Here is a 14151-nt window from a genome sequence, read left to right on the forward strand (position 1 = left end):
CTACTAACAGGGGCAACGATAAACAACTGTACGTCAGGGGTGTTTATATGGCCGTTGAAAAAGTGATGAAAAGGGACGGCAGGATTGTCCCATTTGATAAAGAGCGTATAAAATGGGCTATCCAAAGGGCAATGCTTGAAGTCGGTGTCCGTGACGAGAAGCTTCTCAACAGGGTCGTTAGAAGGGTCGTCAAAAGGGTGAACGAGCTCTACGACGGGCAGGTGCCTCACATAGAGAACATCCAGGATATAGTCGAGCTCGAGCTGATGAGAGTCGGTCTCTTCGACGTCGCCAAGGCTTACATCCTCTACCGTAAGAAGAAGGCTGAGATCAGGGAGGAAAAGAAGAAGATACTCAACAAGGACAAGCTCGACGAGATAGACAAGCGCTTCTCCATCAATGCCCTCCGCGTTTTGGCTTCTCGCTACCTTATCAGGAACGAGAAAGGAGAAATAATTGAGAGCCCGAGGGAGCTCTTTGAGAGGGTTGCGACTCTAGTGGTCATCCCTGATCTGCTCTACGATGAGAGGGTCTTCGACAGGGGAGGAAACCACGAGCAGGACCTAAGTGATGTCGAGAAATACATGGAGAAGCTCGACGAGTACGATAGAAAACTCTCAATCGGCAGGTTCAAGCTCAACAAGTACCACTTCGAAAGACTCCTCAACCTCTACCGCGAGCTCGCCCAGAAGGGCCAGATGAAGGTCTCCATAGACGAAGTCATCGGGATGCTCGAGAACGGAGCCTTTGACAAGTACGAGGACGAAATAGAGGAGTACTTCCGCCTGATGACGAGCCAGACCTTCATGCCGAACACGCCGGCCCTCATAAACTCAGGAAGGCCGCTCGGGATGCTCTCAGCGTGCTTCGTCGTTCCGATAGAGGACGACATGGAGAGCATAATGAAGGCAGCACACGATGTAGCAATGATACAGAAGATGGGTGGCGGTACCGGTTTGAACTTCTCCAAACTCCGCCCGGAGGGTGATTTAGTCGGAACCACCACTGGAGCGGCATCTGGCCCTGTCAGCTTCATGCACCTCATCGATGCCGTCAGCGACGTGATAAAGCAGGGTGGAGTGAGAAGAGGCGCGAACATGGGCATCCTCGAAGTCTGGCACCCTGACATCGAGAAGTTCATCCACGCCAAAGAGAAGAACATCGGAACGAACGTTTTAGCAAACTTCAACATCAGCGTGGGCATATGGTCCGACTTCTGGGAAGCTCTGAGAGAGGGCAAGCGCTATCCGCTCATCAACCCAAGGACTGGCGAGAAGGTCAAGGAGATTGACCCGAAGAGCCTCTTCGAGGAGTTAGCATTTATGGCCTGGGCCAAGGCCGATCCGGGAGTTATATTCTTCGATGTCATCAACAGGAGGAACGTCTTAGAGCCCGCAAAAGGTGAAAAGATACGCGCGACCAACCCCTGCGGAGAAGAGCCCCTCTATGAGTACGAATCCTGTAATTTAGCCAGCATAAACCTCGCCAAATTCGTCAAGTACGATGAAGAAGGCAAGCCCTACTTCGATTGGGACGAGTACGCCTATGTAATCCAGAAGGTCGCCAAGTACCTCGACAACGCAATCGACGTCAACAAGTTCCCGCTCCCTGAGATAGACTACAACACCAAGCTGACGAGGAGGATAGGCGTCGGAATGATGGGCCTGGCCGATGCCCTCTTCAAGCTTGGCATAGCCTACAACAGCAAGGAAGGCTACGACTTCATGAGAAAGGCAACAGAGTACCTCACCTTCTACGCCTACAAGTACAGCGTCGAAGCAGCTAAAAAGCGCGGACCCTTCCCGCTCTACGAGAAGACGAGGTACAAGGATGGCGAGCTTCCGGTCGAGGGCTACTACCACAGGGAGGTCTGGACACTCCCATGGGACGAGCTGGTTGAGGAGATCAAGAAGTACGGCGTCAGGAACGGAATGGTGACCACCTGTCCGCCCACCGGCTCGGTCAGCATGATAGCCGATACCTCCAGCGGCATAGAACCCATCTTTGCCCTCGTCTACAAGAAGAGCGTCACCGTTGGCGAGTTTTACTACGTTGACCCTGTCTTCGAGGCTGAGCTGAAGAAGCGCGGTCTCTGGAGCGACGAGCTGCTGAGGAAGATAAGCGATAACTACGGAAGTGTCCAGGGCCTCGAAGAAATCCCCGAGGACATGCAGCGCGTTTTCGTCACCTCAATGGACATACACTGGCTCGACCACATACTGGCTCAGGCCAACATCCAGCTCTGGCTCACCGATTCAGCGAGCAAGACAATCAACATGCCGAACGACGCCACCGTCGAGGACGTTAAAGCTGCATACCTCCTCGCATACAAGCTCGGCTGCAAGGGCATAACCGTCTATCGCGACGGCTCGCTCAGCGTTCAGGTCTACAGCGTCGAGGGAGAAAAGAGGCAGCGCGTCAAGGCCAAGCCAAGCGCTTACGCTGTCGAGAAGCTCAAGGCCGTCGTTGAGGCCGAGCCATGGCTGACCAAGTTCATCAACATCGAAGGCATACTCAACGGCACCAACGGCAAGAAAAAGGAGGAAGCCCCAGCACCCAATTTTTCCCTGAGCATGACAAAGACCCTTAAACCCGAAGCCCACGAGCATCCACATCATAGGGAGCCGCCGGAGATTCCCGAGGAGAAGATAAAGGAGCTCTTAGGAGTCACTTACTGTCCAGTCTGCTATGAGAAGGACGGAAAGCTCGTTGAGCTGAAAATGGAGAGCGGCTGCGCCACCTGCCCCGTCTGCGGCTGGAGCAAGTGCGTCATTGGGTGACTTCTCCCCCTTTTCCTTATGCTTTGACATCTCTCTGTTAACGGAGGCTTTTTAAGTCTATATATTTAACTTCTTGCCATCAGACGAAAGCCTTAAATTGAAGGCCTTTCCAACCTGCGCTATTCGGAGGTGTTAACATGGACAAGATTTACCTTACCTGGTGGCAGATTGACAGGGCGGTCTTCGCGCTCGCCGAAGAGCTGAGGAAGAAGTTCATGCCCGACGTCATAGTCGGCGTCGCTAGGGGCGGCCTCATTCCCGCTGTAATGCTCAGCCACATCCTCGGCGACGTTGACGTCGAGATCATAGCCGTCAAGTTCTACAAGGATATAGAGGAGCACATGGAGAAACCAGTGGTGACAATACCGCTGCACGGCTCGCTGAATGGAAAGAGGGTCGTCATCGTCGACGACGTCAGCGACACAGGCAAGACTCTCGAGGTTGTCATAGAGGAGGTCAAGAAGGCCGGCGCCAAGGAGGTAAAGGTCGCCTGCCTCAGCATGAAGCCCTGGACCAAGGTCGTTCCTGACTTCTATGTCTTCAGGACCGACCAGTGGATAGTCTTCCCATGGGAAGAGTTCCCTGTTGTTGTGAGGGAGTGAGGTTTCTTTTTTTACTTCCAGATAAAAAGTCAGATTCCATAGCCAAAGAGTTTTAAGCTTTCACTTCCAAGAACTTCAACGGGTGGTTTTAGTGAAAAAACTACACGCAATCCTAATTCTGGCCGTGCTTACTTTTTCGTTGTTTTTCGTCAACGCGGCGCCAGGAACCCCAGAGACCACAGGGAACGGTTCTACTCCAGCACAGAAATACTCCCTGGGAGCCCTGTACGTCTCTCCGGAGGAATACGCAAGAGTTACGGGATTCGAGCCCAAGCAGCTAACGCCGCAGAAGTACCTAGAGCTCATTAAGAACGCTCCAGGATATCCTGGAAGGACGAACTCACTTAGGAAAGCCCTGAAGAACCTGGCCTACCCAAATGCATTTTCACTGGACAGCCTGCCTGCGAAGGTCGTAAACGGCCTTTACCTACCGCCGGTAGGGAGCCAGGGTGCTGTGGGTTCGTGTGTTGGATGGGCGTCCACGTACTATACCTGGACATACATGATTAACTGGTTCCGAGGCAATCCCACGCCGTCCACGGACGGGGAGATAATGAACCCCATCTTCACCTACAACCTGATAAACGATGGAACCGACAGCGGCAGCTACATGCTGGACGCGATGAATCTAATCTCGACGATCGGAGCCGTTCCCCTGAACGTGTTCCCCCTGTTCGTCTACGGGCCCTATGGAGACCCCGACAACTACGCCTGGCTATGGCCTAACGACACCCAATGGCTCAGTGCCCCCTACAACCGCGGGGTCGATGGAATGGCCTCCCCCATAGGCTACCCCTGGGACATATACATGCTCGATCTGACGAACAGCACCCAGTTCAATTACCTAAAGGGACTGCTCGCCTACGGTTACATCGCGTACACCGGGATCAACGTATACGGCGAGTTCTACGGATTTAACTCCACCAACAACATATACGCCCTCAACCAGAACCGCAGGAACTACGAGGGCGGCCACGCCGTGACAATAGTCGGATACGATGACACAAAGCAAACTCCCGACGGCCAGGGAGCCTTTCTGCTCCTGAACTCCTGGGGGGAAGACTGGGGCGACAAGGGCTACTTCTGGCTCACCTACCAGGCCGCCCAGGACCCCAACCACGAGATAAGTCAGGGCTATGCCTTCGTGATGGTACCGAAATATCCCCAACCGTACCAGCCCAAGGTTCTCGCGGGCTTCAAAATCAATCACCCGCTCAGGGGAGAGATAATCGGCGGGGTGTGGAACCAAGAGTCCAGTGGAATAGAGATAGGAATTGGAAACCCCGACTCTCCCACGTGGAGCAGACGGTACCTCAACTTCTACATGGGCTACCGTGCCACTCCCCAGGATCTCGCCAATTACCAGGCCCACCCCTTCCCGAACAGCACCATCTTCCTGGACGTCACGGACGCGATCGAGGCCGCGTCGGCGATTGCCGACTCCTCTGTGGTGCCCGTATACATCAAGGTTAGGGACAAGTACCAGGACGGAGTCACCGGAAACCTGGAGTACTTCGAGGTTAGGATTCCAGTGCTCAACCGGACCATATGGACAGGCGTCAACTCACAGATTCCCGAGGGGAGCGACCTCGTGGTCTCACTCGACATTCCCCTGGCGGACTACATCTCCCCGACCCCATCGGACATGGACACCCTTGCCCAGTCGTGGCTTTACGTCAGGACAAAGAGCCTCGTCGATGTGAACTACGCCAAGCTCGTGCTGACCAACCTCGGCAAGGACAGGGGCATCGAGTGGTACCAGGTCGGCCAGCCGCAGGCCATCGAGGGCACCGACTGGATCGTCACCGTCCTCGACATAAGCATCATCGACCAGAGGGCCATTATCACAGTTAAAAACGCCGCCACTGGGATTGAAAGCGACCCAATAGTACTTGAAAAGAGCGTGCCCGTCTATCTGTACCAGGTCAACGGCTCACTCCAGTACGGAACCACCTATCCCGGTCGGGCTGACCTCGTGCTGACCCTGGTGGACACGTTCATAGGCATCAACAACAATCCCTACGCGACGATACAGGCCGTGACGGACAGAGAGACCGAGACGTACTGGATGTGGGGAGGGCAGAACGATTTCAAGGTTAACGCCACAGGACTCGAACCAGGCAACTACACCTACCAGGTTCTCCTGAACCTGACCAATGGGAACGAAATAAAGCTGCCCGAGAGGAGGGTAACCCTCCTGGGAGAACCCGTAGCAACCCTCAAGATCCTCTCCAGGCCCTCGAACGCCAGCGTCTACATCGACGGGAACTACGGGGGAATGACCCCGTTAACCCTGGAAATTCCGGCGGGGAACCACACCATTGCACTCGCGAGAACGGGATACGAAACTTACACCACAACAGTAACGCTTGGATTCCAGGAGAGCAGGGTGATCGACGTGGTGCTAACCTCATCAGGTGACTACGCCCTCTTCCCCATCGGGGACTACCCCAGCTCGGTGGGGAACGCGAGCAGGTTGTTCTTCGTGTTCAACAACCTCGGCACCCCCGACGCTTTCTCGACGGCCCTTTACGTCTCACCGACCGTGTCTTCCGGAGCCAACGTCAGAAGGACGGCCAGACTGGCCAGCACGTTTGACCTCGGGGAGGTTTCCCCGGGGGACACCGTGGTCTCCGTCGGTGGACCCCTCGTCAATCCAATAACCGCAAGATACGATAACGTTTCAATGGTTCACATGGAAATCTTCGGGGGAACCATAACGATAGTAACGCCCCAGGGCAACGTCACATGGACCGCTCCGAAACCGTGGTGGAACGTCACGCAGGGATACTTCGTCATCCAGAGCTTCGCGGATAGGAGCTTAAACGCAACGGTGTTCACGATCTACGGTACCGACGCTGACAGCACCGCGGCCGGAACGTACTACTTCCTGACAAAGATTTACCCGAACATAGAGAGTTACAGGAACGTCCAGTACATCGTCGGCCTCTGGCAGGACACCGAGCCGGGGGCAGATATTCCACTGCCCGGAGCGGATCAGGGAGACACCAGCGGCTTTAGTGCGGGCGACAGTATAACAATAGTATTTATGGGATGATCAACATTTTTCTTTCTTTTGTTTTGAGGTACCAACACGTCATCTTAAGCTTATGAAATTCTCCCAAGGTCTACCTATTGTTCCAATCACTCAGGAAAACTGATTTAACTTCCCAATTCTTTCTGGTATCAGGTGGTGTTATGAGGGCGTTCATAGCCATTGAAGTTGGTGACAAGGTGAGGGACAACCTCCTGAAAGCTCAGGAAAGGATTGGAAATAAAGCGGCGAAGATAAAGTTCGTTGAGAGGGAGAACTTCCACGTCACGCTCAAGTTCCTCGGCGAGATCGACGAGGCAACCGCCGAAGAAGTGAAGAGGGCTTTGGCAGAAATAGCGAAGAAGCACAAAAAGCACAGGGTCAGGGTCAAGGGAATCGGTGTCTTCCCAAACCCGAACTACGTCCGCGTCATCTGGGCTGGAATAGAGAACGACGAGGGCATTAAGGCCATAGCAAACGACGTTGAACGCGAGATGAGGAGGCTGGGCTTCAAGAAGGACAAAGACTTCGTCGCCCACATCACAATCGGTCGCGTCAAGTTCGTGAGGGACAAGCTGGAACTGGCGATGGCGCTGAAGGATCTGGCAAACGAGGACTTTGGAGAGTTTGAGGTCGACGCTATAGAACTGAAGAAAAGCACGCTCACCCCCAAGGGCCCGATTTACGAGACCGTGGCGAGGTTTGAACTGGCGGAGTGATGGTAATGGTTCAAGAAGTTATTGGGGAAGTCCTCGTCAGGATCAGGCCGAACGAAGAGGAGAGGGCTTTTATTGAAGGCCTGATGCGAGAGATCGAGAACATAGCCCGTGGAAGGGCTGAAGAGCTTGGCCTTGACATTAAACCTTATTTTGTTGGTTCCCTCGCCAAGGACACTTACCTAGCCGGCGACCACGACGTTGACCTCTTCATGGCCTTTCCCCTCGACACTCCCCTCGAAGAGCTCCGCGGGAAGGGCCTCGAGCTTGGTAAGGCCATAGCGGAGAGGCTCGATAGCTACGAAGTTGCCTACGCGGAGCACCCCTACGTGAGAGCCCGCTATAAAGGGGTCAAGGTTGATATAGTCCCCTGCTACGACGTCGACAGCTGGAAGGACGTCAGAACGGCAGTTGATCGCTCCATACTCCACACGAAGTGGGTGCTTGAAAACCTCCACGGCAGAAACGACGATGTCAGGCTTTTGAAGCGCTTCCTCAAGGGAATAAACGCCTACGGCAGCGAGATTTACGTGAGGGGCTTTTCGGGCTACCTTGCCGAAATCCTGATTATCAAGTACGGCTCATTCCTGGATGTTCTGGAGAAGGCCGACTTCATGCTGAGGCAGAAGATAATAGACCCTGCCGGCTGGCTCAAGAGTGAACCAGAAATAGCCATGAAGACCATTAAGAGGGAAGCTGAAGGGGACAAGCCGCTCATCGTCATAGACCCCGTTGACCCGAGGAGGAACGTCGCCGCAAATCTGGGCTGGGAGAAGTTCGGGAGGTTCTACTTCAAGGCCCATCAATTTCTGGAAGAGCCCCTCGTAGAGTTCTTCTTCCCGACGGAGAGCGCGGGAGAGAACTACCTCGGAGAACTCAGAAGGAAGAGAACACACCTCGTCACGCTCCTCTTCAAAAAGCCCCAGCTTGTTGATGACCTGATCCTGCCGCAGCTGGAGAGGAGTGCCAAAGGCTTCGAGAAAGCGTTGAGAAGGGAGAACTTCAGGGTTCTCGGCTGGGACTACGGCTACGTGGGGGAGAAAGCGTTCATCATGCTGGAGCTGGACAGAATAGTGCGCGAGAAGATAGCCATAAAGCCCGGCCCGGAGTTCTTCACTGAGAGGGGCTGGGACTTCTACCGGAAGAACGAGAGGGTCTGGCTGATTGGAAAGAGGCTGTACGCGGAGAAGAGGGTTAAGGAGAGCATCGTCGACGTCATCGTAGAGCTCCTGGAGAAGAATCAAGTTGCCTTGGGCAAGCAGGTAAGAGAGTTCATCCACTCCGCTGATATTCTGGTGGATTACGTTCCAGGGGAGCTCAAGAGAGAGGCATACCTCTTCCTGAGCAGGAAAAAGTGGAATTTGAAGGGCTAAGGCGGAAGTTGTCGTTCATCGAACAGCTTTTCAATCTCTTCCAGTATTCGTTTCAACTTCAAGTACTCCTCTCCATTCAGGGTTCCAAATATCAGCTCCAGTATGAAAGAGTCCCCTCCAGAGGATTTGGACTCCTTCATTCAGCACCACCTTTGTGATAGGGAGCGGTTTTCTTTTGCCAGCATCTTTCCAATCTCCGCAATGATTGCTTGCGTCAATAAAGAAAATTTGAAGTCAGAATATTCAGTCTCTGTGCTCGCACCACTCCTGATTCTCCCAGTGGCCGTGCCTCTCGCCCGGAATGTGGCCGGTGTCGGCAACGGCCCACTCGAGGTTGTAGGATCCGATCAGGGCCTTAAGCTCGCCCTTCATGTCCCTCCCTCCGACGTAGAGTGCGGCCCTCGTCACCACGTTGTAGCCGCTGTTAGGTACCCCTGGCTTCAGCGCGCTATTCCACGCTTTCTCGCTTGTTTCCCAGCCTTCGAGAGCCGGTAATGAGCCGAAGTTCCAAAGGTGGTAGAGTCTACCGAAGTTCAGGAGCTTCAGGTAGGCCTCGACGAAGATGTTCCTCCCCTCGTCGTTGAAGTACTCCATAAGCTCAATGAGGGCCTTAGCCATTACCGAGACGTTGCCGAAAGCCACGCGCGTGTCGAGGTTCTCCCAGAATCTCGGGCAGGAGTGATTTGCCAGAAGCATGAGGTAATAAATCCTTCCGAGCTTCAGGGCCTTCTTCTCGCCGTTCGCTGGCTCGAGGACGTAGTCCATTGAAGTTTCAATGCCGAAGTAGTCATAGTAATCCTTGAAGAAAATCCTCGCATATCTCACGAGGAACTCCTCGACGTTGGCGTTGAAATCCTTCAAACCTTCAAGCACGCCCAATCTCACGATCCTATTTAGCCCCTCAAAAAGGCGCGTGAAAGCGACCTTCCAGAGCTGACTTATCCTCCTCCCCTCCACCTCACGGGCAAAGACCTTTCCATCGGCCCTTCTGTAGCCCAGCCACCTCGAATCGCTCGTCTTTCCGTCGAGGCTTAAATCGAAGTAGTCGCTCCAGGCAGAGTAGTCCTTGACGCCCATCTCAAACTCGCATTCTCCCTCGAGGCGCTTGAACTCATCAGTGAGCTTTTTCTTAACGAACTCCATGGCAGAAACTCTCTCGACACCATTCCCTTCGAGGCCCTCCATCCATGCTGTAAACCTGTCGAGCTGGGCCGGATTTCCGAGGAGGCTCTCAAGGTCGCTGGCAGTAAAAACTAAGTACGGAACTCCCAGGCTCTCCTTATAGTCGTCCCACCGTCTGAGGGTTCCCTCTATCAGTTCCGAGACGTTGAGGGTGTTAAAAGCGAAGGCGTCGCTCAGTCCCCACTCGCGACCGAAGACAAAGGAGTTAGAATAGCGATTGCAGGAGTATTTGGCCTGAGGAAAGTCGTAGAGGAGCTGCCTCTCGTCGAGGAGGAAGACGAGCCTTTTATCCGTTGAGGACTCGACTATCTCGGCGCTCCCCCGTGTTATGACAGCCTCGGGAAGCCAGTAGCCAACGACGGGCTTGCTCCCTGTAAGTGGGGCGTAGAAGTCAAAGGAAACCCTCGCCAGAATCCGCTGCTCGAACTCGTCGAGGTGCGGGACGATTGGATGGAAGGGTGTGGTCGGAACAGCATCAAACTTCTCCAAGAGGGAAACCGTCTCCTCGAAGGTCTTCCTGTGGTAGCGGAGGAGCATTAGAACGGTGAACGGCTCAATGTCTATGCTTATTCCCTTCATTCGCGAGAGTGTATCGGCTATGTGTTCGTAGGAGTAGAGCATTGCCCTCGTCCAGTTCTCCCCCCTGACTTCCTCCCCGCGGATTTTTATGGCAACAGAACTCCTTCGCTCCTCATACTCTATCGGCTTACTTCCATCGCCGTCCTTAACATAAACTATGTCGCCCGGCTGGTAGGCGTGAAAATGGTGTGCGTACTTCATAAAACACTTCTTGAACATGGTCTCACCAAGAGTGATACATCATTTCTCTTTATTGACCTTTCGGAGGTGCATTTCTACCCATATATGGCCGATAAGTTAATAAAGCTGTGCATTGAAATTAGACCGGTGGGAGAATGGAACGTGAGTTCCGGAAGATTCTGGGCGAAGATCTGGCTAATTACCTTGAGCTTCTTCGAGCCAAGTTAGCCTTTGCCGAAGAGATCTATGGCGTTAAGATGAACTACGTCCCGCTCATAACCGAGGGGGAAATAGTAATCCTCGACAAGAACGACGGCAAGATTAAGTGGCTAAAAACCAAGAGACCGCTCACTCTCGAAGAATTCGAGCGACTGGCCGGGAAAATAAAGGAAAATCTCGAATCTGGTTACGTCGAGATGCTCCTTGCAATGAACATGTCCTGCGTCCATGGGCCAGGGGAGTGATCAAGCTTTTTCGACTTCTATCTTGAGTGGTGTCAGGTTGAGGAGATTGTCGCTGATGGGACAGCGCTCGTCCACCTTTTCAATCCACTCTTTAAGCTTCTCCTCATCCGCATCAGCCTTGACCTTTATCTTTACACTTATCTCCTTGAAGCCGGCCCTGCCACCGTTTCCAGTCATGAACTTCTCAGGATTAAAGATGCCCTTTACCTCAACGGTTAGACTTTCGATGTTTATTCCCATGTCCTTGGCAACGAGGGTTCCGACTATGTTGAGGCATCCCGCCAAGGCAGCGAGCTGGTAGTCTAGCGGACATGGGTACTCCGCACCAAGCTTGTCTATGAGGATTTCAAAACCCTCGGCCCTGACCCTCATCTTGGTTGGAGAGAGCCTTTCTCCCACGGCCTTTATCTCCAAGTCTTTGTATTCAGGCATTCAAATCACCCAAAAACTTATTATACACAAGAGTTTAAAAGAAACTCCCAAACTGAAAGTTTAAAACAATGAGCTAACCCCCATAAATCACTGGAAGAACCTTAACAACGTCACCATCCTTCAAGACACGACTATGATCGACCTTTCTTTCGTTCACAAGTATATGGTGTTCAACGGCGCTTATCCCCAGTTCCCGCAAAAGCTCACCTACGGTTGTTCTTTCCTCAAGCTCAAGCTCCATCCGCGGTGAGAAGCGAAGGGCCACCTCGCCGTAGAGAATCAGTATGACCTTCATTGAACCACCTCCGAAAAATAAAGGTTAGAGGCCGAGGCGCTTCCTTATGCGCCTAATCTCGCGCTTCGCTTCACCTATGCCAAGCTCTTCAAGGACTTCCTCCTTCGGGATGCCGTGCTCGTCGTAGCCGACCTCATCGTAGTATTGTCTCACCTTAGCACGTATCTCCTCTCTGCTTGGGGCCTTGCCTTTAACAGGGCCACTCGGCAGGGGTTCGTAGAAGCGCTGTGGATTGTCGTCGTCTCTCCTTGGATCCCAGTAAACGTCAGGTCCGCCGAGGAGAAGGAGTATTCTCTGGAGATGGATTATTCTCAGACCGGTCTCGTTGAACCACTTCTCCGGTGTCAGATCGAAGCCCGTGATGGCATTTCCAAACTCCAGTATTCTCTCAAAGCCCGGTCTGGTGGTGAACATGCAGATGACGGCCGAGTCGTAGAAAGCATTCACCAGCTCGCCCTCGTAGCTCCTCGCGGGAAGTCCTGCCGTCGCTGTGTGGTCGCCGCCCTGAACGGAAACGGCGTAGCTTATGTCTCTGGTGTAGTCGAGGTCGCTCCTTATCCCGTGCGCTCCGATGCCTATGCCCTTGACGTGGACGGCGTACTTCATGGCATCAACGCCTTTCATCTCGGAAATCTTGAGCGCGGCCCTGTAGGTTCCTTCCGCGAGGATTTCACCTATCCCTTCCCTCTCGACTATCAGTTCAAGGAGCCTCGCAAAGGCCTTCTCATCGCCCCACTCAAGCCTGAAGCCGATGTCCTCCTCCGTGAGGATGCCCCTCTGATAGAGCTCGGCAGCAAAGCCGAGGACGTTGCCGGCGTTTATGCCATCCAAACCCAGCTCATCCACGAGGTATGAGAGGTAGACTATCTTCTCAGGCTCGAAGATGCCGAGGTTGGTTCCCATGTAGGCCATCAGCTCGTAGTCAGGGGCATCTGTGATGGCTCCCTTATACGGCCCGTAGCGGAGGTAGGAAATCTTCATGCAGTTGACGGGACAGCCGTAGTCTGCCCAATACTTCTTGACCCATGTCCTGAGCTCGAAGTTAACTACACTTATCCTCTCGTCGTCGTGATACTCCTCCTGCCAGTTCCTCACCGGCTGGCTCGAGCGATCCTTTCCGACGCTGTAACCGCCAGATCCGGTTCCCCACTGCCTGAATGTCGTGAGGGTTAACAGTTCGCGCTGGAACTCCCGGAGCATGGCCCTGAACTTCGTTGAATCGTGAACTTCAGGCAGAGGCCCGTTGCCCTTCACGAGGACTGCTTTAAGGTTCTTGCTGCCCATCACCGCTCCAAAGCCACCGTAGCCAGCGGCGTGCATCATCTTCGCCATTATCGCAGCGAAGCGGACTTTGTTCTCCCCACCCCTCCCGATGTACATCATGGCTGGCTCCTTGGGGACACCCCTGAGCTTCGCCCTTTTCCTCAGCTCGTCATGAACTTCCTTAAGGAGTGTCTTGTGAAGCTCAACACCACCCATTCCCCAGTACTTCGAGGCGTCGCGTATCTCGATGGTTTCGTCGTTTATGAATAGGTATACCGGCTCTTTTGCCCTCCCGCGGATTATTATTCCGTCATAGCCAGAGGCTTTGAGCTCGATTCCGACCTCGCTGCTCAGGACGCTGCCAACGATACCGTTGCTCTCAGGGGACTTTGCAACGACAGAGGTTTTGATACCCGGATAGTAGCCGGTCAGCGGGCCCGTGAGGATGAGTAGAAGGTTCTCCTCACCAAGTGGATCAACATCTTCCCATCTCTCTCCCAGCTCCTTCCAGAGGAGGTAAGTCCCCAGTCCCCTGCCACCGTAGAACCGCAACATCTCCTCGTCGAGCTCAACGAATTTCACTGTCTCGGTGCTAAGATCAACGTCTATCAGCTTTCCAGCGTATCCCTTCATGTTATCACCCCAACAACTCCCCGTACATCTTTCTCGAGAGTTCCTCGCTCTTCTCCACAGGGTCTTTGGCAAACGTCCTGTAGATCGAGCGGTAGTCACCCTTCACGAGGGTTAGGGCGTCGTGACCAGCCTCGTGGCATACCTCGACGCATTTCGGGTTTCCGCCACAGAGGTCGCAGATGACCACGCTTCTCTTACCGGGGAGAATCCTTGGGACGTTACCGGGGCAGGCAAGGAAACAGGCGCCGCACTCGGTGCAGTTGTCTTCGTTCACGAGAACCGCTCCAGTTCTCTCATTCACGCCCAAGGCATCAAAGTTGCATGCCTCAACGCACGGATAATCAGGACACTGAACGCAGGTGTGCGGGACGTTAACTCCGGGCAGAAGCTCGTATATTCTTATGCGCGAAGCTTCCGGCCATATTATCCCCTCATGCTCCAGTGAGCAAGCTATTTCGCAGAGTCTGCAGCCGCTGCACTTGTCAGGCGTTATCAGAATCCATATCCTCTCTTTGGTAGCATCGTCACTCATCGGGAACACCTAGTACCATAGTTGGAATTCAGACTATATAACCCTTATGAAAACGCACAGACGTGAGTCTATGCGGGGAAGTTCTT

Annotated in this window: 12 protein-coding genes; 6 read left to right on the top strand and 6 right to left on the bottom strand. The window is 53.6% G+C overall.

The window, feature by feature from the left end; translation table 11 throughout:
• Nucleotides 1-47 precede the first annotated feature (47 nt).
• The 5 genes from E3E33_RS00700 (at nucleotide 48) to cca (ending at nucleotide 8505) form a co-directional block, all read left to right on the top strand.
• Nucleotides 48-2780: an adenosylcobalamin-dependent ribonucleoside-diphosphate reductase gene (locus tag E3E33_RS00700; RefSeq protein WP_167711692.1), complete on the top strand. Its 2733-nt coding sequence runs from the start codon at nucleotides 48-50 to the stop codon at nucleotides 2778-2780.
• Nucleotides 2781-2917: 137 nt separating this feature from the next.
• On the top strand, nucleotides 2918-3382 hold the full coding sequence (locus E3E33_RS00705) for a phosphoribosyltransferase (RefSeq protein WP_167711693.1): 465 nt from the start codon (nucleotides 2918-2920) through the stop codon (nucleotides 3380-3382).
• A gap of 91 nt (nucleotides 3383-3473) precedes the next feature.
• Nucleotides 3474-6440 (top strand): PEGA domain-containing protein, encoded by a 2967-nt coding sequence (locus tag E3E33_RS00710; protein ID WP_167711694.1) that lies wholly within the window; start codon nucleotides 3474-3476, stop codon nucleotides 6438-6440.
• 140 nt (nucleotides 6441-6580) lie between these two features.
• A complete protein-coding gene (gene thpR / locus E3E33_RS00715; protein ID WP_167711695.1) occupies nucleotides 6581-7135 on the top strand; it encodes an RNA 2',3'-cyclic phosphodiesterase in 555 nt (184 codons plus the stop codon).
• 5 nt (nucleotides 7136-7140) lie between these two features.
• Nucleotides 7141-8505, top strand: coding sequence for a CCA tRNA nucleotidyltransferase (cca, locus tag E3E33_RS00720; RefSeq protein ID WP_370519840.1), 1365 nt, complete (start codon nucleotides 7141-7143; stop codon nucleotides 8503-8505).
• On the opposite strand, the gene E3E33_RS00725 is transcribed toward cca, so the two are convergent.
• On the bottom strand, nucleotides 8502-8645 hold the full coding sequence (locus E3E33_RS00725) for a hypothetical protein (protein ID WP_167712311.1): 144 nt from the start codon (nucleotides 8643-8645) through the stop codon (nucleotides 8502-8504). The genes cca and E3E33_RS00725 overlap by 4 nt on opposite strands.
• Nucleotides 8646-8748: 103 nt before the next feature.
• Entirely contained in the window at nucleotides 8749-10485 is a 1737-nt protein-coding gene (locus E3E33_RS00730) for a glycoside hydrolase (RefSeq protein WP_167711402.1), read from the bottom strand.
• A gap of 116 nt (nucleotides 10486-10601) precedes the next feature.
• Here E3E33_RS00730 and E3E33_RS00735 point away from each other — a divergent pair, with 116 nt between their 5' ends.
• Nucleotides 10602-10910, top strand: coding sequence for a hypothetical protein (locus tag E3E33_RS00735; protein WP_167711403.1), 309 nt, complete (start codon nucleotides 10602-10604; stop codon nucleotides 10908-10910).
• On the opposite strand, the gene E3E33_RS00740 is transcribed toward E3E33_RS00735, so the two are convergent.
• The 4 genes from E3E33_RS00740 to E3E33_RS00755 form a co-directional block, all read right to left on the bottom strand.
• Complete coding sequence (locus tag E3E33_RS00740; protein ID WP_167711404.1) at nucleotides 10911-11342, bottom strand: OsmC family protein; 432 nt, start codon at nucleotides 11340-11342, stop codon at nucleotides 10911-10913.
• A gap of 73 nt (nucleotides 11343-11415) precedes the next feature.
• A complete protein-coding gene (locus tag E3E33_RS00745; protein WP_012572770.1) occupies nucleotides 11416-11637 on the bottom strand; it encodes a MoaD/ThiS family protein in 222 nt (73 codons plus the stop codon).
• A gap of 24 nt (nucleotides 11638-11661) precedes the next feature.
• Entirely contained in the window at nucleotides 11662-13533 is a 1872-nt protein-coding gene (locus E3E33_RS00750) for an aldehyde ferredoxin oxidoreductase family protein (RefSeq protein WP_167711405.1), read from the bottom strand.
• Between the two features lie 4 nt (nucleotides 13534-13537).
• Entirely contained in the window at nucleotides 13538-14065 is a 528-nt protein-coding gene (locus tag E3E33_RS00755; protein ID WP_012572768.1) for a 4Fe-4S dicluster domain-containing protein, read from the bottom strand.
• Nucleotides 14066-14151: the final 86 nt, after the last annotated feature.

Origin of the sequence: Thermococcus sp. GR5, assembly GCF_012027535.1 — an archaeon.
Classification (GTDB): Archaea; Methanobacteriota_B; Thermococci; order Thermococcales; family Thermococcaceae; genus Thermococcus; species Thermococcus onnurineus.